This window comes from Kangiella geojedonensis, assembly GCF_000981765.1.
Classification (GTDB): domain Bacteria; phylum Pseudomonadota; class Gammaproteobacteria; order Enterobacterales; family Kangiellaceae; genus Kangiella; species Kangiella geojedonensis.
This window is the reverse complement of record NZ_CP010975.1, coordinates 2,419,667-2,439,793: the sequence shown is the minus strand read 5'-3', so window position 1 is coordinate 2,439,793 and position 20,127 is coordinate 2,419,667. Positions and strand designations below refer to the sequence as shown.

Here is a 20,127-nt window from a genome sequence, read left to right as displayed (position 1 = left end):
AAGACTAAATACGGTTACGACCAATTATAACACTGACATTATTGCCGCCAAAGGCAAAAGAGTTACTCATGGCGGTTTGTATAGAAGGATAAGTCTGTTGGTTATCAACTAGGTTCATGACGGGCAATGAAGTGTCATAACATCCATCAAAACAATGCTTAGGTAACAGCTGCTGATCGTTAGGGTATTGTAGAAGTAACCAACAAAAAGCGAGCTCAGTGGCGCCTGCTGCGCCTAATGTATGGCCCGTTAGCGGTTTCGTGGAACTACATGGTGTGTTATTGGTTAGTACGGCATTTACCGCACGACTTTCCATGGAGTCGTTTAACTCGGTGCCAGTGCCATGAAGGTTGAGGTAGTGAATGTCATCTGCGGATATGTTGGCTTCTTGTAACGCTAGTTGCATTGCGGTAGCTGCGCCTTCGCCATCGGGGTGTGGCGCTGAAATGTGGTGAGCATCAGAGGATTCTCCGACACCCAGTAATTGAACATCACTCGGCTCTCGGCTCATTATAAATAATGCAGCTCCCTCCCCAATATTGATACCGTCGCGGTTAGCGCTGAAAGGTACAGATAATCGCTCTGATACGGCTTCCAAAGCATTAAATCCATTTAAAGTCATATCGCAGAGTGAATCAGCGCCACCAACAATGACCACATCGCATAGGTTGTTGTGGATAAGACTTCTGGCTGAAGCGAAAACTTTGCCGCTGGATGAACAAGCAGTCGATATCGTATAAGTAGGTCCCTTGGTACCCAAATAGTCGCTGATAAACTCTGCACAGGAAGACATTTGGATTTGTGAGTAGTTAAACTCGCTCGGAAAGGATGACTGTTTCAAATAATGCGCTAACGCTTGTTCACCTTCTGCTATACCGGATGTGCTGGTTCCGATAACTACTCCTATACGGTGAGCAGGATATTGGTTAAGGCAGTTATCAAGCTGAGTCTTAAGTTGTAGTAAGCAGTGTAAAGCTAACTGGTTGTTACGGGTATTATGTTTTATCAACTGCTCAGGGATAGCCGGCAACTCTTGAGCGACCTTACCTACAACGAAGCGTTTATGATTAATTGTGGTGTAATATTCTTGCATGTTGCTAGTGTCGCCAGAATGCAATTGAGTTAATACGTCATTATGTCGGTAACCAAGCGCGTTGATTAGTGACATATGATTGAGATACACAGTGGAATCATTCATCGTTAGAAAACTCTATAGCTAATGGTGTCAGGCTTAGGTTATAGCCTCTTTGGTGATGAGTAAATTGTATATCACCTTTATAATATTCTGCCTCAGAGTAGTGAACAGTAATAATTGTGTTGTTTGCTTGAACCACGTTTCGTGTTAACGGACGAGGCTCTTTAACAACTGCCCCACTCAAATTTTGGTTAAGTTGGCTTTGTGGCCATAAGCTTAATTGAAGGTCTGCTAACAGGTACTCGGGTTTAATGGCATCGATCAGGGAGGAAAAGCCTTCAGCGTTAACCGAGCCTTCTTGCATCACAATGGTGAATAATCGGGTGCCAGTCGGACTTAACCCCACCATAGTCAATTGCCGATTGGTGATTTCAGTGTGAAAAATAAGATCATGACTTTCATCTTGATAAGTCACAGTAGCACTTTGCGTCATTGTTAAACCATTGCTAAAGGGAATGGTTGGTAACAAAGTGTAGTTGACGTTATCTGCAATCGACACATGTTCAATCGAGTTTTGATACTTGCTAAGACAGCCGCTTAGCAATAGTAGTATAAGTATGAGATTTAAGAGGCGCATAACTCTCCTAAAGCATTGAGTCGCCTTTGTGTGTTTTGATTATATGGGTTCTGTTCATCCCAAGCGTAGCCAGCCAAGACAGAGCAAATCATTTCGCGGACGTTTTGGGGAGCTTCTTCGAATTGAATGATTTGTTGTAATTGGCCTTGATACCAGGAGTGAACAAAGGCTTTAAAAGTTTCAACGCCAGCTTTTAAAGGTTGAGAAAACTCACGCTCCCAGCATACCGGCGTATGATTAAACTGTTTCAACAGACAATCACTGGCTAAAGATGCGGACTTAAAAGCAATGGTAACGCCTGAAGAAAATATAGGATCTAAAAATTCTCCTGCGTTCCCGAGTAAGGCATAGTGATCACCATATAATTGTTTCACATTAGACGAGTAGCCAGTGAGTTGTTGTGCGGGTCTAATGATTTCAGCCTCAGATAATAGAGCGCCAAAACGTTTGTTTTGCTGAATGCAATGAAGCAGTAAAGCATTATCTGAATCAAGCGCTTCAGTGTTGCGAATATCATCAAAAAATTGAGGTTTGGCAACACAACCAATGGAAGCTGTGCCATCAGCGAAGGGTATTAGCCAGTACCAGACGTCTTGGGCTTGCGGGTGCGAGCCGATAAGAATTTTATTCCGATCAAAGCTAGAGTTGTTGATGTTGTCGCTAATATGCGCAAATACAGAACTTCTTACCGGGAAGTCACTTGGCAGATCGAGATCAAGTAGTCGTGGTAAAACACGAGCAAAGCCACTGGCATCTAGAACAAATTTACTATGCAGTTTTAATTCGTCGTCTTTGGGATGCGAAATGGTAAGTATGGGCTCTGGGGTAAACTCAATACTCTTAACGGTATAGCCGAAAGCAAAGTCTGCACCAAATTCTTGGGCCTTTTGGGCTAGCAGCTGATCGAATTCAGCACGTTTAACTTGGTAGGTGTATGCGGGACCTTCGCTCAACTTTTGTGAGAAATCAAAAATAGAATCTTGTTCAGACGAGTTAAAAATAGCACCGTTTTTATATTGGAAACCAAGCTCATCCGCACTGGCTTCTACGGCAGACAGTAGCTTGGCTTGCTCGAGGTAAACCATGGATTGGGGTAATAGGCTTTCGCCGATAGAAAAGCGGGGAAATGTTTGCTTCTCGATGACTAAGACGCGTAAGTGATTCTGTACCAACAGACTCGCTGCAAGCGCTCCAGCAGGCCCTGCGCCAATAATAATGACATCGTATTCTTGATTTGAATTAATCACCGGCGGACTCCCTTGCGTGGTAGATTTGATGGCCAAGTATTGGCGACAGCAAGAAGACTGTCAATATGCCCGTTAACATGGTTAAACCAAAAGCATGGATAGCTGGAGTTTCACTAAGGGATAGTAGGCCAAAGGATAGAAACGTCGTGATTGCTGAAAGCCCGATAGCAAGACTTATGTATTTTGAGCGATCTTTGGACTCAGCGTAAAATAATCCATAATCAATACCAATACCAAAGACTAAATATAACGCTAGGGTGCTAAATAAATTAAAACTACCGTTAATCAGTATATTCATAATAATGGCGAGCGATGAAGCGACGACAGGTCCCCAAACGATATAACCAGCGATACGCGCATTATATTTAATCGACAGTAATAAAAAGATCACTGTAATAGCAATCGATAACATGATTAATGTCAGTTCTCTGTATTCTGAAAACATACTGGAGACTTTATCAACTTTGTTAATAAAGTATAAATAAGGGTTTTTGTCAGCAAGCTTGGCAAGAGGCTCTATGTGATGAATATTATGCAGTGTAATAATCGAGGAATATTGTTGATCGATTTGTCCAAGCCATAGATAAGACAGTCGCTGGCCAAGCGGAGACTGGAGCCATGGTTCTAACGTGAGGAGTTGCTTTTCTTTAGATGCAAACTCCGAACCTAAAGAAACGACTTGTTCGTGAGTCACGAGCCCCAGATCGATGAAGTCTGATAAAGAATCAGTATCTATAAAGTTAGAAATTAATTGATAGTTGGCGCTTTGCTCTTGTAACGACGGCACAAATTGAGCCAAGTGGGTATAGCCATCAATAACGTCCTGCTCCCTTAGCTTATGAAGCTCTGGAGTCACTGCGTCAAGTTTGCTCAATAACTCTTGGTGACTGGAGCCTTTTACCACGAAGAACTGATTGGTCGCTGGAGCGGCAACGAGTTGTTGAATGGCCTGTTCTTGTTGATGAAGCTGTGGTGGTATTGCTTGCAGTTGGCGGATGCTGTCGTTGTTTTCATCGATTGTGGTTAGTAGCAATCCCGCCGAAATAGGCGCAACTAGAAGTATGAACAGAAATTTCGGGGTACTGAGTTTTTGGCTGATACGGCTTAAGCCCACAAAAGTCGACAGTAGCCAGCTGGGGCTTTTTGCTTTAGTAGGCATTTGATCAAATAGAAGCGTAACAGTTAAAAATGCACCAATCAGTCCAGTGGCACAGAAAAGAGCCATTTGCTGCAAGCCTGGAAATGGTGTCGTGAACAATGCGGCATAGCCTATGACGCTAGAAATAAGGCCTAAACTAATTGCGGCTAAAATTTTTGGTAAAGGGCTTGGCGTTTCATTGGCGCTGGCAAAATAGTGGAACGAGTAATCTACGGCGACGCCGATAAGACTGGCGCCAAAAACTAGGGTTAGAACATGTACTGAACCAAAGAATGCGTGGGTCATGGTAAACCCTAGGAAAATTCCTACCGCGAGCGATGTTAATGTTAAGAGCAGTGGCGTGACGCTTTTAAAAGCAAGAATCAAAAGAACAATGACACCAATTAAGGAGCCCAGTCCAATGGTTGAAATTTCCGATTTAGCTGAGGTCGCTGCATGCTGTGCATAAAATACTGCGCCAGTATAGAGCAACTGTGTCGAGGGATGGGACTCTTGAAACTGTGTAACCAGAGACGATAGATTTTGTTGAGTGTTGCTGTCAAATGGTGACGCTTTCAAGGTTGCTGTAACTACAGCGTAAGTATCACTTTTATTAGAGTATAGGCTAATCTCGTCGACAACTCTTCTCTGGTTATGTGTTGAGTTGAGTGCAGTGATGTCTTGTAAGTAGCGGTAAGATAATAGATAAGGGTCGCTAGGCAACAAAGTTATCAGCTGACTGGATAGTGGTGAATAGACCATCTGTAACGCAGCGTCAACGAAGGGTTGGTGACCTTCTTGCTGCAATATTCTTTTATCATTATCACTGAGTAAGTGGAAACGGTGATTAAAGTAGAGCTGACCTATGGCTTCTTGTTCATCTTGACTGATGTGTGAATCTAAGGATTCCAATAACCCTGATTGTTTCAAGGAATGGGACAGCGCTTGAGCAGAGCTTATGGTGGTAGATTCACTGTCAGAGATAAGAGCAAAAATAACTTTTTTAAAATTGTTATCAGAAAATTTTTCAAAGGCCTTTTCCGCAAAAGGGTCAGCTTCGGTTTGCGGAACCAGTTTTAAAATATTGGTTTCAATCCGTAAACCAGCATTAAGCTGGGCATAGAAAAACCCGCCAACAATAAAGATGAGAAATAGCCAAATAAAGGCTCGATACTTAGTTGGCAAGGTAGGACCTTAGTTGGTTTTTGATGGTGGAGTCATCAGTAGGCGTAAAGCTAATTTGGGTGATGTCTTGGTTGGTTTCGACAAAGTTCAGCTGATTGATTTGTATGTTGCCTGTGATATCAATTTTTTGAAGTAAGCGAAGGATGTCATTATTGTTAGGGATAAGGCTTATATGCCATTCGGTTTCTGAGCAAGAAGTACTGACCTCAAAGTTGTCGTTCAACTGATCAATAGTACCAGACAATATTGACAGAAAAGTTGACGAAACCAGCTGGGAAGTTTGATTGCTAGTATTGGCCGGCATGGTCATTAACTGGTCTTTTTTATTGTACTGACGAAAGTTGTTAGGACTTATGACGGTGGTGCTCTTGATAGGCTGGGTTGTTTGCCAAACCACGGCTTCTTGATTAGCCAGTAAGAGGTAGCCAAATGATGTTAGAGGGTTTGCTAGAACTTTGATGTTTTTTTCTTGCTTGAATTTTTGAAGATGTGGTTGATGCTGTATTGTTTGCATCATTGTATTGATATCGCACGAGTTTATTTCGCTTGAGAAGACAGTTGTGCTTACAAAAGCAATAACCAGTGTCACGAGTAGTTGAGCAAGTTTATTCATCATGATAAATCAGCAATATAGCTTTCTAGTTGTTGTTGGAGTATTTTTGGCGATACAAGTTGCATTTCAAAATCTGTCGTTGTTACGGCTACTTGAACTGTATAACCTTTGCAGAGCTTTTCACCCGTTTGAGCATTTTGGATGAGGTAATCGATCTTGAGGCGGTTCTCAAACTCTTTGAAGGTGGCAATGCACAATAATTTTTCACCAAAATTAGCCGGTTTTATGTACTTGACGCGCATATCAATAATCGGCCAATAAAATCCTGAAGCCTTCATTTGAGGGTAGTCGTAGTCAATCTTTCGGAGCAATTCACAGCGCGCCTGCTCAAAGTATTTGACGTAATTACCATGCCAGACAATGTGCATGGGGTCGAGGTCAAAGAAGGGAACTTCAACAAAGCATTCAGCCGCTATAGCGTGTTGTTGTAGTGTTTTATTATTCATCACCAAGCCTTATTTATAGGTTGTCCAGTGTTGATCTTGTATCAAGGAAACAAAGTTCCGGAGTTCAGCTTCTAACGGACGATCTTCATCGACGAGCTTAAAGATGGTAAACACCTCATCCAAAGTATTCTTAATACTGCCGGATAATGACTCATGCTCAAGCTCTTGCCGATCAATGCGGATTTTTACTGCTTGGCTTGAAGCCATTAACGAGGCTGCCGCAACCTGTTCGGTTAATTGTAATATGCGTAAACAGTCACGCGCTGCGATAGTGCCCATGCTGACTTTATCTTGGTTATGACATTCGGTAGAGCGTGAGAAGACGCTAGCGGGCATGGTATTTTTTAGTGCTTCAGCTGTCCATGCGCTGATACCAATTTGCACCGCCTTAAAACCATGATTGATCGCTTTACGGTCCTCTTGGGCAGCCGAAAGGTTATTAGGTAGACCGTTATTAAACTTTCGATCCATCAGTAACGCCATTTGGCGATCCATTAAATCTGAAAGGTTTGCGATGCCAGTTTTTAGGGTGTCCATAACCATGGCTATGTGCCCACCATAGAAGTGGCCCCCATGCAAAACATGTTGGCCTTCGCCATCAATGATCGGATTGTCATTAGCGCTATTCAGTTCGGTCTCGATGATTTGACGCATCCAAGGTAAAGAATCTTTCACTGCACCAATGATGTGTGGTGCGCAGCGTATAGAGTAGCGGTCCTGCAGGCGACTGGAATTACGCGGATGCTTGTGGTGATTCAGGTCGTCTCTAATCCAGGCTGCCACTTGGTTTTGACCAGGGTGTGGCTTAGCGTTAAACAGAATATCATCGAAATGCGCACTATTGCCCTGTAATGCGATTGAGCACAAAGCAGTAATTCGAGAGCAAAGCTCAATTAAGTATTCAGCACGTTGATATGCGATGCATGCAAGCGCCGTCATTACAGCTGTGCCGTTCATAATGGCCAAGCCTTCTTTAGGCTGTAGCGTTAAGGGCTTAATGTTAAGCTCCTCAAAAACATCGTTAGTTGACCTTAATTCACCCTTATAAAAAACCTCACGCTCGCCGACTAAAACGGCTGCAACATACGATAGCGGAGTAAGATCACCACTAGCGCCTACGGAGCCCTCTTGAGGAATTCGAGGCATGATGTCATGGGCCAGTAAGGTTTCAAGTTGCTCTAACAATTCCCATGTTACGCCTGAATAACCTTGGGTTAGGGATGTAAGTCGCGCGCCCAAAATAGCGCGAGTTTCTTCAACCGAAAAAGTATCCCCTAAACCACAGCCGTGAAAACGAGTCAGGTGAAGTGGAAGCTCATGGACATTACCCAGCGGTACCTGCTCAGTCACTGAATCGCCATAACCAGTGGTTACGCCATAAATAACACCGTCTTCTTGCAGCAAGTTCTTGAGAAAATTAGCACCCTGCTCTATGGTCTCTTTAAAGTTTTTATCAGAACTAAGAGATATCTGCGCTTGGCCTTTTGCCATGGCATTAATGTGTTCAATAGTGATCTTTGAAAGACCAAAAGTGATTGTTGAATTAGCTGTTGTCACTGGATTGCTTCTCGTTTTTGTTGATTGCGGCACGCGTGATATGCGCTTTATCGTCTTTTTGCCAAAATTTAAAAAAGTTAAACCACTGATAAGGTGCTTTTAGGCAATAGTATTCTAATCGGCTCGCGTACCGCTGAATGATTGATTGTAACTGTTGAGCCCGCTCAGTTCTACTGAGCTTCAAACTGTCGGCGAAGTGCTCTAAATAGATGTGGTAGCCCCGTGACTGCTTGAGGCAGAAGATCAAGTAAGTCGGGCAGTCTAATACATTCGCTAAAATAAATGGTCCTTGCGAAAAAGGAGCTGGTTGACCAAGAAACTCGGCGTAACTAACTCGTCCGTACTGGGTAACAGAGGTGCGATCGCCCACAATGATGACTATCTCACCGTTATCGACTTTATCTTTAAGCTCAATAGCCGTTTCAGCACCAAGCGAATCTACTTGTATTAAGTTCAATTGCGCATTGGGGTTAAATTTTTCCAAGGCGGACTGAAATTTCAAAGCGTGCTTTGTAAAGACTAGCGCATTAATTTTTATATCAGTATCGTTTTCACCGATGGCACGGCATAACTCTAAGTTACCGAGGTGAGAGCCAATAAATAGTGCTCCTTGCTTAGGACTACTGTCTCTCAGTTGTTGGAAAACTTGTGGGTGGTGAATGGTGACGTCACTTAGCTTTATATCGTCTAACCATGCACGAATTTTGTCGACAGCGGCAATACCGAATTGATAAAAGTGTTTATAAACATGATACCAGCGAACTTTTGCTGGATTATGGGTATAAGCATTTACACGTCTTAGATAATCATAAGAAGCTTGCTTTGCTTTATTACCGGTCAGGGTAAAGTAGCCGATGACAGGAATCAGTACCAGTCGGAATAGCCACTGACCAAAGACACGATACAGCCAAACCAGTAACTGAATACCGAAGGTTGAGCCGCGCTCTTGAGTTGCCGACCAGTGCTTATCTTTCATAGTGTGGTTTTTGGGGTTGAGTGCGTAAAGTGTCGCGCAATTAACTTCGGCAGCCTAACGAGCATGCCGAAGAAAAGGCGGGTGTGCATTTTTGTAATTAGCCAATTGTCTTGCCACATACGGAAATGTGAAGAACCATCCTCTGGATAGGTGACTTTAGTGGGTAAGTTAATGATGGGAACGGCTTTCCAGTCAAGCTTAACCAAGATTTCAGTGTCAAAATCCATGCGTTTGCCAATGCGAGTATTGCGAATTAACTCTGTGGTACTACTCAAGGGGTATAAACGAAAGCCACACATCGAATCTTTAATCCGAAAGGACAGTGTTTCTACCCAAACCCAAAAATGAGTAATGTAACGAGGTATGAGTCGACCTAAAGGCACAGACTTGTCGTAGTCTGGTATGCCACAAATCACAGCTTGAGAAGCATCTTCGCTGAGGTTAATAAATTTGGGGATATCGTTAATAGCATGCTGACCATCGGCGTCGACTTGTATTGCATGACTATATCCTTGGCGATGAGCTTCAAGAAGTCCAGTAATCACGGCGCCACCCTTTCCTTGATTTGTCTCAAGGTGGATTAAGCTAACAAACTTAAATTTGCGGGCAGTCTCGATTAAAAACGTCTTAGTTTTAGCGTTGCTCCCATCATTGATCAAAATAACCGGCAGCTGCTGCTGAGATATCTGCTGCAGAACATTCTCGATATGTTGAGTATGGTTATAGTTAGGAATAATAATACAGTAGTCGTTAGATGCCATGATGATTAGCTTTTTTCCAGAAACAGCTTGCCAGAAGAGTAAGTGTGTTCATCGTTATTAAATTTGAAGGTTAAGCAACACTTAGCTTCATCAAAGGATAAGTGTAAATTAACCTTGCTGTGGGGGGCGATGACATGTTGGAATTTTAACGCTGTGACTTTGTTGATACGCCATGCAATTGCGGATGACTCAGAGTGAAATATTTGTTGGAAGAAATGCAATGCCCACTGAATTTGTATCACTCCAGGCACAATAGGGAATGAGTCAAAATGCCCTTCAAAAGCTTGCAGCCTAGGATCTATGTCAAGTTCGACCATAGTGGCATCGTCGGTTTGCAGTTTGTTCAAAACGTCAGGGAATGTCATATTAAAATAGTGTGACCAGTGTGTTGATGGGAAGCTTTCCCTGTGAATTATAGGGTAAATGGTCAAAATAACGCCACTTTCTCGGGATCGCAACTGCCTCAAACTTTGAATCTAGCATCTCTTTAAGTTGTTGGTTGAGCTGGAGTTTAGAGTGGTTCTTTAAAAAATCGCTTCCACTATCGCTAAGTTCAACCACAGCGCCAATAAAAGTTCTATGCTGTTGTATGACAACAACTTTGCAGTCGTCGACCAAGCTCGACTCCTTTATAGCTTGTTCGAGAGCATCTAGCGACACTCTTTTTTCTTCGATTTTAACAACTCTATCAGTGCGTCCATGTAAGCGGAATTGACTCTCCCCAATGATTTCAATGTTATCATCTAGGTACTCAGGATTTGGTATATACGGAGACGTTAGCCTAGCCCGCCCTTCTTTGTTGAGCGTTAATGCGACGCTGGGAAACAGGCTCCAGACAGTATTATTATTGGCTTGGGTGCGATACCCAATGCCCCCGGTTTCTGTACTACCAAATACTTCGACGGGATAAAGGTTGAATTGCTTTCGCGTTAAGTGAGCCGCTTTGGGCGACAGAAGACTCCCTGAGCTAAAGCATTGAGTTAACGCTATATCGGATAGCTGTTTATCATGACGCGATAAAAAAGCAGGGCTGGAGATTAAGCAGATATCTGAATAATGCTGACTGGCGGCTACTAATTCTTCAGGGTAAAGCAAAATATTGGTGTTAAACGGCTTTTTGTAAAATAAAGGCCAGAGCAACCTAAAAATAAGGCCATAAATATGGTGGTGCGACACTGTGGCGAAGACTTTGCTATTTCTGATAGCTGCTCCGAACAACTGTTCTAAATTATGTGCTTCTAACAACAATTGAGAGAAGTGCTTGGAAACGGCCTTAGGCTCGCTACTGGAGCCTGAGGTATAAAATTGGATCTTGCTCTGGGAGAGAATGTTTAGCAGGTTGTTGGGTATGTCTAATTTGTCAGTAGGAGCAACACTGTTGAGGTAATGTGTAATCGACAAACTGTCAGCATCAGACGAATCAGAAAGGACTGCTTGATAGGACTGACCAATGGATTTAAGCCAGTCAGGCTTGGTATTAGCGGTCAACACGATATCTTTCCCAGCTATGATTAACGCCATAAAATTAACGGCAAAATCATAGGTGTTATCAGCAAATAGCAAATACTTTTGATGGGAAAGCTGCTCAAGGTTCGCCGCGGCTTGCAAAACATGCTTTTGAAAATCACGACGAGAAAATGACTGTCTGTCGTTAAATGCGACCAGCTGGTCGCTGTCGCTTTCAAGTAATTGTTTAATTTGTGCTGTGATGTGATCCATTAATCACCGCCTTTTTGTAGAACCCATTTGCGGTAAGCTAGCTCAGAAATAAATAAAACCCCCATTAACAAATAGGATATGAAACCGTTATAAAGCGCCCATATTTCGGTAGTAGAAAAGAAAACGGTGTATAGCGCGATTGTCATGTTGAAGACAAAAAAGACACACCATACTTGTGTCACTGCTCTGGTGTAACGAACTCCATCTGGTGGTAAATCTGGATCTTGAAGGCGTGCTAAGCGTTCAATAACAGAGGGTGGTTTAAAGAGACTGTAGCTAAATAAAGCGAGGAAACTGGCAGAAATAATCACGGGATAAAGCTTTAAGCCAAGATCGGTGTTTTTAAAGTAACTAAAACCGGCAAGAGTTAATCCTACCACTAGTATGACAACCCAAAGCCCTTTTACGGCCTTAAGAAGTTGGTTGTTTGTGAAGAGTGCACGCAGTATAACTAAGGCTGCTAAACTGATGGCTAAATATTTAGGCTGAAGATACTGAAGCCCAAAATAGATCGCTATGGGATATACTAATACTACCAAAGCGATGGCAACTTTGAGCAATAGAGCCATTAGTCGTGTACTAGGTCATAAACTGCGTCAACAACGTGCTGCATAGTGCGAACGGCTTTGAAAGTCTCAGGGTTAACGGACTTCCCAGTGATCTCTTGAAGTTTAATGACCAAGTCCACTGTATCAATACTATCGAGATCAAGATCCGTATAGAGATTAGCTTCTAAACTGATATCATCAGACTCTACTTCAAAGTCTTCTACCAAAATAACAACAAGTTGTTGATAGATTTGCTCTTTTGTTTCTAACTTAGTCATTACGCAGTCCTTTTTTGTTGCTCTATGAAGTCTGCTAAAGTGCTGACTGAATAAAAATGTTTTTTCGATTCTTCAGAGTTAGAGTCAAGCTTTATATCAAACTTCTTTTTTAAGGCTAATCCTAATTCGAGTGCGTCAATAGAATCTAAACCGAGGCCATCCCCAAATAATGGCTCAGAAGTCTCAATGTCATCAATGCTAATATCTTCTAGATCAAGTGATTCAATAATGACCGCTTTGATCTCGTTTTCAATTGGTCTCATTCTTCAAAATTTCCTCAGTAAACACTGTTTTAATATGCTCCGTTAATCTTCTTGCAGCGATTGATTCGCTTTTATCCATTTGCAAAAACGGAGTAATGTTGATTTCCTGGACCACACGCATGGAGAACTTAGCTCGTCGTGATGGGATCTGGTACCACTTTTCTTGTTTAGTTAATGTGGTTGGGTTGCAGTCGATGATCACCGGCAAAAGTTTTTGTTGGCAGCGAATAGCAATATTTGCGGCGCCGCGCTGTAATTTTAACGGTTGATTAGGAACTGTGCGAGTACCCTCAGGAAATACGACTAGATTATACCCTTCTTCGAGGGTTTTTTTACAGCTTTCAATGAGCTTATTCACATCTTGATCATTATTAATAAAATCAGCTACTCGGACGACTCTTTTCAAAAAGAAGTTATTCCACAAACCTTGTTTCACCACACAATCGGCTCTTGGGATAAGGGATATTAAAGCGACCACATCAATTAAGGTTGGGTGATTAGCGATAATGACTTTACCTTCAACGCCTTGAAGTTCTTTGCGCGCAGCCTCGAGATCAAAGCTAAAAATCCCCAAACTCTGCATAAAACTGATAAAAAAGCGCCAAGAACGATGAACTAAATAACGAGCTTTACGCTTTCGAATGTCGGGGTCGGGATTGAAAACTTTTATCACCGGGAAAACAAATAGCGATAAGAACAGTCCCCCCAAGCCAAAAGTAGTGAAGGACAGCCCTGTGGCAAATACTCGCCAGATGTAATTAAGCCGATGGAGCATGCTTATTGAACTTCCAGTGGTAATCGGCTGAACTTAACTGTGCGGCGGTTATTTCACCCTGCAAAAACTCAAAAAAGGCAATCGCTAAAGGCTGATGTGACGATTGTTCAATATCGGATCGTTCAAAGCTGAAACTGATATCTTGGGCGTTAGCCTTATTCAAAGAAAGCAATAATGAAAGGCTATAACTGGGATACTTGCGTTGTTGTAATCTACCGAAAGGTTGGTCAACTTCCAAGTCAAAACAGGTTAATAATACTGTTTGTTTAGGGTTACGTTTCAGTAGGTTGTAGCTTTCCAGCAATGCAAAGCCGAAAGTATTGCTACCAGCCGCAATGCTGGTGCCAAAGTGCTTATTTTTATTAAAAATAGAAAATAGACCTAAAGAAGAGTTATGAACCGAAAGACTGAAGTCTTTTGGCGAAATGTCATTACCATCAACAATATCGTTAACAATGCTGGTTGTACGGCCAATTTCACCGTGTTGTGATGCAAAGACAGTATAAACCTCGTCAGCCGAAAAATTGACTTTGTCTAAACAACTAAGCGAGGTATGCATCGCCATTTTGCTTAAGCCCTTTAAACGCCGACGCTTTATTGGTGGAATTTGGTTAAGAACGATGTCTTCAACATCAAAGATTTTAAGTGACGATGGGGGGAGGTTAGTGTTTTTTAGTGAATCTTTTGATAGCCAGCAATAGGAGGATAGAATGCTTAAGGAAAGTGTCTTACTCATTGTCATGATTCTATCCGTTTAACTTAATATGATGTGCTATCAACAGCATTGATGTGTGCGAAGTCTAGCGGAAAAATTTCATAACATCAAACCGCTATGACGGTTCGCATACGACAAAAAAAGCCGAGCAAATAGCTCGGCTTTTTATCAGTCAAAAATTTAAAACTGAGAAATTACTTGCTGTACTTGATTATTATCAACCATGCCTTTGATAGCTTTCTGTAACGATTCTAGTTGTTTGTCTTTGACCGTTTTCTTGCTGAACATAAATGCCACACTATCGCTTGGGATGTGGACGTTCGATGCTTTGATCTTATCATCAAGACGTTTGCGCTTGATAATGTAGTGACCTTCAACGGGATCTGCTAAGACGCCATCAATCTCACTATAAAGGATATTAAAGAAGCTTTGTTCGCCTGACTTTGAATCAACGAATAGGTTGGAGTATTGTGGGTGATTCATCAGTTCGTAGACTTCTTGCCCGTAGAAATAATCGCTAGTAATACCAACTTTTTGGCTACGACTTAAGAAGCCACTTAGAGTATTACCATTGTAGCTATTGCTAGCACGAATAAAGAGAGTAAAAGATTCATCACGGTAAGATGGTGAAAAGTTAGCAAACTCTTCACGGTCGGGCGTGACAGTAGCGCCTGCTAGCACATCCAGCTCCCCTTTTTCTAAGTCCGTTAACAACTCAGTCCATGATTTTTCGACGAAAGTAACATCGCAGTTGATGGTATCGGCCGCTTGCTTGAAGATTTGAACATCAATACCGGTAATTTCACCATTGCGTTCAAACTGGTATGGAGCTCGTGACTCCCACCCCATGCTTAAACTGCAATCACGTTTTGCTTTGCTGACCGTTTTCTCAGTGTTTTCAGCTCCCTCGTCACCGCCACATGCTGTTAACAGGAAGATAGTTAATATGGATATCAGCTTGGTCATTGTCATTGAGCGCCTCCCCAGTCCAGCGTTTATTTATTGTGTGTATTTTATACTGCTACGAAATGTGAACTGGATCAAGTATTAACAGGAGAAATAGATGGTTTTTTAGCCAAAAAGTGTCAAATATTTATACATTGGTAGTTTTTGTGTGACAAATTTAGTGACTTTCGAGAGATATAAGGCCGGATTTACTGCTCGAGAACCAATGAGATAAAGGGGGGCGGCATAAAAAAAGCAGGCCGAAGCCTGCTTTTCGAAGTAAAACGAACGATTAGTTAATCGCGTTTTTGATCTTATTCATGGCGTTCTTTTCTAACTGACGTATACGCTCAGCTGAAACACCATACTTATCAGCCAACTCGTGCAATGTTGCTTTTTGGTCGCCCAACCAGCGTTGTTGCAGGATATCTTGGCTACGATCATCCAATGTCTTTAAAGCATACATTAAACGTTCTTCACGTTGGCCCTGCCATTGCTCTTGCTCAATTTCTTGGGCTGGATCTGCGTTGCTCGCCTCTAAGTAGTGAACCGGGGCGTAAGCCGCGCTTTCGTCGTCTTCTTGAGCTGGTGCATCAAACGCAGCATCGCGTGCATTTAAGCGACCTTCCATGCGACGCACTTCTTCAGGTTTGACGCCTAAATCGTCCGCAACCGCTTTAACTTCTTCATTATTTAACCAGTTCAACGATTTTTTCTTAGAACGTAAGTTAAAGAACAGTTTGCGCTGAGCTTTCGTTGTTGCAACTTTTACGATGCGCCAGTTGCGTAATACATACTCATGAATCTCGGCTTTAATCCAGTGTACCGCAAACGATACTAGACGTACGCCTACAGTTGGATCGAAGCGTTTCACTGCCTTCATCAGGCCAATATTACCTTCCTGGATTAAGTCTGCTTGCGGCAAACCATAGCCACTATAGCTTCTTGCAATATGTACGACAAAGCGTAAGTGAGCCATTACTAACTGGCGTGCAGCGTCAAGATCTTGTTCATCTCTAAAGCGGTGCGCTAATGCCTGTTCGTTTTCAGCGGAGAGAACAGGTATGGCGTTGACCGTGCTGACATATCCGTCAATACTGCCTGTTGGTACCGATAGCGCCATGTTCATTGGGATATTGCTCATTCATCCCCTCCTAAAATTAATAGTTACGTTGATATTAGCACTCTTTTCTTGAGAGTGCTAACTTTTTAGCACTTTGTCAATAAGAGTGCTAAATATAGCAAAAAGTTTCAGTCTTTTGATCAAAAAAGTGGTAAAGAAATGTCAATATTGACGGGGCTTTGATCGAAAGTGTTACATCTTGAAGAAGTCCCTAGGCTAGGGTTTGGGAAGTCCTAATACTAACCTAGGTAAATCAATTACTTAGCCGATGCTTCAACCTCAATAATAATGTGAACATCGTCGGCCACTGCTGGAACACCGTAAGTCATGCCCCACTCTGAACGTTTAATGGTGCCGCGCGCTGAAAAACCGACATGCTGTTGTTCTGACATTGGGTGAATACCGGCTTTATTAAGCGTCAGATCCAATGTCACGGGACGAGTTTTGTCTAAAATTGTCAAGTCACCGTGTAGAACACCTGTGTTGTCACCTGTTTTCTCTAGTTTTGTGCTCTTGAAGCTGAGCTTTGAATACTTATCAACGTGGAAAAAATCAGCATTTTTCATATGATCGTTCCACTTTTTGTTTTCTAAATCGATAGAAGCAGCTTTAATTTCAACGCTAGTAGAAGAGTTTGACCAGTCTTCTTGATCAAAAGTCAATTCGCCACGGAACGTTGGAAACTTACCGAAAGAGTTAGAGTAGCCTAAATGATTAATTTTAAAGATGATTTGGCTGTGAACAGTATCAAACTCATACTCTACAGGCTCAGCTGAAGAGGAACTTGAGAAGGCAATAGCGGTTGCGGCGATAATGCCAGTCATTAATTGTTTCATTGTGGGTCCTTCGCTTGGGATATTCGCTTAGTAAAAAATATGGACTATTTTTAACAAGGTTAGCGCCATCAAGCAAATGCATAGTATCAATATTGACTATTTAATCAGCAAATAGTTACAAACAGGCTAGATGGAAGCAGGCTTTAGAGTGAGGATATCGATTACTGAGGATTGATGTCTTTTAAATGCTTTCTAACGGAGACCCAAGCACCGGTTAAGCCAAGTAAGGCACCAATGACCAATAAACCGAGCGTAAAGCTTGGCGCTAACCCCAATAAAGAAAACTCACTGCTATAGAGTTGAGCGAGTTGGCTGGTCGATTGTTTCAATAAGACGAACACTATGTTGACCATCAAGGCAGCCAGCAAAGCAGCGATCAGGCCATACCAAAAACCGGCATATAAAAAAGGACGGCGGATAAAAGCATCGGTCGCGCCAACGAGTTTGATCACCTGGATCTCTTCACGACGGTTTAATATAGCTAAACGAATAGTGTTACCAACAATCAAAAGTACGCCAAGTGCCAGCATCAAGCTGACAAATGTCGCCACCTGCTCTGAAATGGTAAGAATTGAATTATATTTTTTAATCCAGTCGCTGTCTAATTTGGCCTGATCAACCTGCGCCAAGTCAGCAAGCTCTTGGGCGAGAGTTTCAAGTGCTGCAGGGTCACTAAAGGAGGCGGTGGGCTCTAGAGTGATGGTATAGGGCATCGGGTTATTATCAAGATAATCTAAGGCGTCGCCGAAGCCAGAATAGTCTTTGAATTCCCGTAAAGCATCTTCTTTGCTGACAAAGGTAACCTGCTTAAACTCGGGGCGAAGATTCAATTCTGTCAGTAATTCTTGAGCTTGCTTTTCAGTCGCTGAATCCTCAAGGTAAAGCGCCATCTTAATGCCACCATCCCATGATTGTGAAACAGCTTTAGCATTGGTCATAAACAAGTAGAAGGCTGATGGTAGGGCCAAAGCAATAGCTAACACCAAAATAGTCATCAAGCTATTCGTCGGCTGGCGCAATATATCGAGTAGTGTTTGGATGCTGTTTTCTTTGTGTAGCTTTAGCGCGGTACGGAAACGGTCGCGAAAGCTGACTTTGTAGCTGGTGGCGCTAGCCCTTTTTGTGCTGACCTTTTGGTTGCTCATACGAAGTCCACCTCAGCCAGTTCATTACGTATGGTGCGCCCTTCTTTCAGGGCGATGACTGGGTGCTTCATGCGAGCGATTAAACCTAAGTCGTGTGAAGCAATGAGAACACTCACCCCAACCTGATTAAACTGAGCGAACAGGTTCATGATATCTTCGGACAACTCTGGATCCAGGTTACCCGTTGGCTCATCCGCTAATAACAAAGGGGGCTTATTAACCACGGCGCGGGCGATACCTACTCGCTGTTGTTCTCCGCCAGAAAGCTGAATGGGCAATTGACGCTCTTTGCTCAATAAGCCAACTTTATCCAATGCGGCACGGACGCGTTTAGGAATATCACGATCGGAAACGCCAGCAATGATTAAAGGCAAGGCGACGTTGTCGTAAACCGTGCGGTCAAACAGTAAGCGGTGATCTTGAAAAATCATGCCAATCTTACGGCGGTGATAGGGAACCTGGCGATCTTTAACGTTAGAGATGTTGATATCATCAAGAATGATTTGCCCACGCGTAGGGCGTTCCATCAAGGCGATGAGTTTTAATAGCGTACTTTTACCAGCACCGCTGTGGCCAGTTAAAAAAGCCATCTCACCACGGGGCAAACCAAAGCTAACGCCTTTAAGAGCCTCATGCCCGCCCTCGTATCTTTTAAAAACCTGATGGAATTCAATCATTTATAGTTATAAATATCCTATTGATTCGATTGTTATTGTGGCGACTCTGAATGAGCTTCTGAGCCAAATAAAGCCTCAATAAAGTCGCTGGCATTAAATTCTCGAAGATCATCAATTCCTTCACCAACACCGATAAAGCGAATTGGGATTTCTAGTTTATCTGCTAATGCAAAGATAATACCACCTTTTGCCGTGCCATCCAGTTTTGTGATCGTGACGCCAGTCAAATTAATCGATTTGTGGAACTGTTCGGCTTGGTTTAACGCATTTTGACCGGTTCCAGCATCAACCACCAGCATCACTTCATGCGGCGCGCTTGGGTCAAGCTTGTGCATCACACGCTTCACCTTAGCCAGCTCTTCCATCAAGTTAGACTTGGTGTGTAAGCGTCCTGCGGTATCAGCGATCAGCACGTCGATGTCACGTCGTTGCGCAGATTGCAATGCATCATAAATAACAGAAGCACTATCAGCGCCAGTATGTTGTGCGGTGACATGAATATTATTGCGCTCACCCCACACTTGAAGTTGTTCGACCGCAGCCGCACGGAAGGTATCGCCAGCGGCTAACATGACAGACTTACCATCTTGCTGGAATTTTTTAGCGAGTTTACCAATGGTGGTGGTTTTACCCACACCGTTTACACCAACCATCAAAATAACATGAGGCTTATGGGTTAATTCAAGTGGCGCGCTGCATGGTTCAAGAATTTCTGAGAGAAGTAATCGTAATCTGTCCATTAACGCTTGGGCGTCTTTGAGTTCTTTACGTTCGGACTTGTCAGTGAGATCATCAATGATTCGACGCGTGGCTTCGACGCCAACATCCGCCATTAATAATTGGGTTTCGATGTCTTCCAGCAACTCTTCATCAATTTGCTTACTGCCGAGCACTAAGTCCGCGATGCCACTAGTGAGTTGCGTACGGGTTTTGCTAAGGCCGCTTTTTAGGCGTGCGAAAAAACCTTTTTTGGTGGGTTTATCTTGAGTGTCGCCAGTGGCTGACTGAGTGTCATTCGACTCGTCTACAGGAGCTTGCTCTTCAGTTGTTTGGTTAGTTGCTTCGTTAACCGTATCTGAGACAACCTCTTCGGTTTCTTCCGCTAAATCAACTGGCTCATTTGATTGATTTGCCCGATCAGCAAGGTTAGGAGGGGTACTGTCGTCGGCTTTCGTCGGTTCTGGTGCTGCTTCTTCAGAAGTCTCAAGGGTGTCAGCATCAAGCTGCTGCTCCAAATCTTCTTCAATCGCCTGCTCCAGCGCTTCCTCAGCTTGCTCAAGCTTTTCCTCTAATTCTTCAGGCGTGGAGTTACTGTCAGATTCGTTGGTTGGAGTTTCGTCTTTCTTACCAAACCAGCCAAAAAGGCCACGTTTTTTAGATTTGTCATCGCTCATGAGCCGATTAGAAC

22 protein-coding genes are annotated in these 20,127 nt (G+C 42.9%); all 22 read right to left on the bottom strand.

Going from position 1 to position 20,127, the window contains the following annotated elements; translation table 11 throughout:
- Nucleotides 1–4: 4 nt before the first annotated feature.
- The 22 genes from TQ33_RS11270 to ftsY all read right to left on the bottom strand — a co-directional run bounded on the left by TQ33_RS11270 (nt 5) and on the right by ftsY (nt 20,113).
- Nucleotides 5–1,198 (bottom strand): beta-ketoacyl-[acyl-carrier-protein] synthase family protein, encoded by a 1,194-nt coding sequence (locus TQ33_RS11270; RefSeq protein ID WP_052735296.1) that lies wholly within the window; start codon nt 1,196–1,198, stop codon nt 5–7.
- The gene (locus TQ33_RS11265) at nt 1,191–1,772 is read right to left on the bottom strand and encodes a DUF3261 domain-containing protein (protein WP_046562127.1); all 582 of its coding nucleotides are present in this window, start codon (nt 1,770–1,772) and stop codon (nt 1,191–1,193) included. Before TQ33_RS11265 ends, TQ33_RS11270 begins: the two co-directional genes overlap by 8 nt.
- Nucleotides 1,760–3,016, bottom strand: a complete 1,257-nt coding sequence (locus tag TQ33_RS11260; RefSeq protein ID WP_046562490.1) for an NAD(P)/FAD-dependent oxidoreductase — start codon at nt 3,014–3,016, stop codon at nt 1,760–1,762. Before TQ33_RS11260 ends, TQ33_RS11265 begins: the two co-directional genes overlap by 13 nt.
- Entirely contained in the window at nt 3,012–5,342 is a 2,331-nt protein-coding gene (locus TQ33_RS11255) for an MMPL family transporter (protein WP_046562126.1), read from the bottom strand. The genes TQ33_RS11260 and TQ33_RS11255 overlap by 5 nt, the downstream gene beginning before the upstream one ends.
- Nucleotides 5,332–5,958, bottom strand: coding sequence for an outer membrane lipoprotein carrier protein LolA (locus tag TQ33_RS11250; RefSeq protein ID WP_144405979.1), 627 nt, complete (start codon nt 5,956–5,958; stop codon nt 5,332–5,334). Before TQ33_RS11250 ends, TQ33_RS11255 begins: the two co-directional genes overlap by 11 nt.
- Nucleotides 5,955–6,401 (bottom strand): acyl-CoA thioesterase, encoded by a 447-nt coding sequence (locus TQ33_RS11245; protein WP_046562124.1) that lies wholly within the window; start codon nt 6,399–6,401, stop codon nt 5,955–5,957. Before TQ33_RS11245 ends, TQ33_RS11250 begins: the two co-directional genes overlap by 4 nt.
- A gap of 9 nt (nt 6,402–6,410) precedes the next feature.
- Nucleotides 6,411–7,892 (bottom strand): HAL/PAL/TAL family ammonia-lyase, encoded by a 1,482-nt coding sequence (locus TQ33_RS11240; RefSeq protein WP_407638293.1) that lies wholly within the window; start codon nt 7,890–7,892, stop codon nt 6,411–6,413.
- A gap of 52 nt (nt 7,893–7,944) precedes the next feature.
- Nucleotides 7,945–8,934, bottom strand: coding sequence for a hypothetical protein (locus TQ33_RS12035; protein ID WP_046562122.1), 990 nt, complete (start codon nt 8,932–8,934; stop codon nt 7,945–7,947).
- Complete coding sequence (locus TQ33_RS12030; RefSeq protein WP_046562121.1) at nt 8,931–9,695, bottom strand: glycosyltransferase family 2 protein; 765 nt, start codon at nt 9,693–9,695, stop codon at nt 8,931–8,933. The genes TQ33_RS12035 and TQ33_RS12030 overlap by 4 nt, the downstream gene beginning before the upstream one ends.
- A 5-nt stretch (nt 9,696–9,700) precedes the next feature.
- Nucleotides 9,701–10,060, bottom strand: a complete 360-nt coding sequence (locus TQ33_RS11225; protein ID WP_046562120.1) for an ApeI family dehydratase — start codon at nt 10,058–10,060, stop codon at nt 9,701–9,703.
- A 1-nt stretch (nt 10,061) separates the two neighbouring features.
- Complete coding sequence (locus TQ33_RS11220) at nt 10,062–11,414, bottom strand: AMP-binding protein (protein ID WP_046562119.1); 1,353 nt, start codon at nt 11,412–11,414, stop codon at nt 10,062–10,064.
- Nucleotides 11,414–11,983 carry a COG4648 family protein gene (locus tag TQ33_RS11215; protein WP_046562118.1) on the bottom strand — a complete coding sequence of 190 codons (570 nt, stop codon included), beginning with the start codon at nt 11,981–11,983 and terminating at the stop codon, nt 11,414–11,416. Before TQ33_RS11215 ends, TQ33_RS11220 begins: the two co-directional genes overlap by 1 nt.
- Nucleotides 11,983–12,240 (bottom strand): acyl carrier protein, encoded by a 258-nt coding sequence (locus TQ33_RS11210; protein WP_046562117.1) that lies wholly within the window; start codon nt 12,238–12,240, stop codon nt 11,983–11,985. Before TQ33_RS11210 ends, TQ33_RS11215 begins: the two co-directional genes overlap by 1 nt.
- Entirely contained in the window at nt 12,240–12,503 is a 264-nt protein-coding gene (locus TQ33_RS11205; RefSeq protein WP_046562116.1) for a phosphopantetheine-binding protein, read from the bottom strand. The genes TQ33_RS11210 and TQ33_RS11205 overlap by 1 nt, the downstream gene beginning before the upstream one ends.
- Nucleotides 12,490–13,278 (bottom strand): lysophospholipid acyltransferase family protein, encoded by a 789-nt coding sequence (locus tag TQ33_RS11200; protein WP_046562115.1) that lies wholly within the window; start codon nt 13,276–13,278, stop codon nt 12,490–12,492. Before TQ33_RS11200 ends, TQ33_RS11205 begins: the two co-directional genes overlap by 14 nt.
- Complete coding sequence (locus TQ33_RS11195; protein ID WP_046562114.1) at nt 13,262–14,014, bottom strand: beta-ketoacyl synthase chain length factor; 753 nt, start codon at nt 14,012–14,014, stop codon at nt 13,262–13,264. Before TQ33_RS11195 ends, TQ33_RS11200 begins: the two co-directional genes overlap by 17 nt.
- A gap of 159 nt (nt 14,015–14,173) precedes the next feature.
- The gene (locus tag TQ33_RS11190) at nt 14,174–14,965 is read right to left on the bottom strand and encodes a substrate-binding periplasmic protein (protein ID WP_228640176.1); all 792 of its coding nucleotides are present in this window, start codon (nt 14,963–14,965) and stop codon (nt 14,174–14,176) included.
- Nucleotides 14,966–15,230: 265 nt separating this feature from the next.
- Nucleotides 15,231–16,082 carry an RNA polymerase sigma factor RpoH gene (rpoH, locus tag TQ33_RS11185; protein WP_046562113.1) on the bottom strand — a complete coding sequence of 284 codons (852 nt, stop codon included), beginning with the start codon at nt 16,080–16,082 and terminating at the stop codon, nt 15,231–15,233.
- A gap of 236 nt (nt 16,083–16,318) precedes the next feature.
- Entirely contained in the window at nt 16,319–16,897 is a 579-nt protein-coding gene (locus TQ33_RS11180; protein WP_046562112.1) for a YceI family protein, read from the bottom strand.
- Nucleotides 16,898–17,058: 161 nt separating this feature from the next.
- Nucleotides 17,059–18,042 carry a permease-like cell division protein FtsX gene (gene ftsX, locus TQ33_RS11175; protein WP_046562111.1) on the bottom strand — a complete coding sequence of 328 codons (984 nt, stop codon included), beginning with the start codon at nt 18,040–18,042 and terminating at the stop codon, nt 17,059–17,061.
- Nucleotides 18,039–18,719: a cell division ATP-binding protein FtsE gene (gene ftsE, locus TQ33_RS11170; protein WP_046562110.1), complete on the bottom strand. Its 681-nt coding sequence runs from the start codon at nt 18,717–18,719 to the stop codon at nt 18,039–18,041. Before ftsE ends, ftsX begins: the two co-directional genes overlap by 4 nt.
- Before the next feature lie 32 nt (nt 18,720–18,751).
- Entirely contained in the window at nt 18,752–20,113 is a 1,362-nt protein-coding gene (gene ftsY / locus TQ33_RS11165) for a signal recognition particle-docking protein FtsY (RefSeq protein ID WP_046562109.1), read from the bottom strand.
- Nucleotides 20,114–20,127 lie beyond the last annotated feature (14 nt).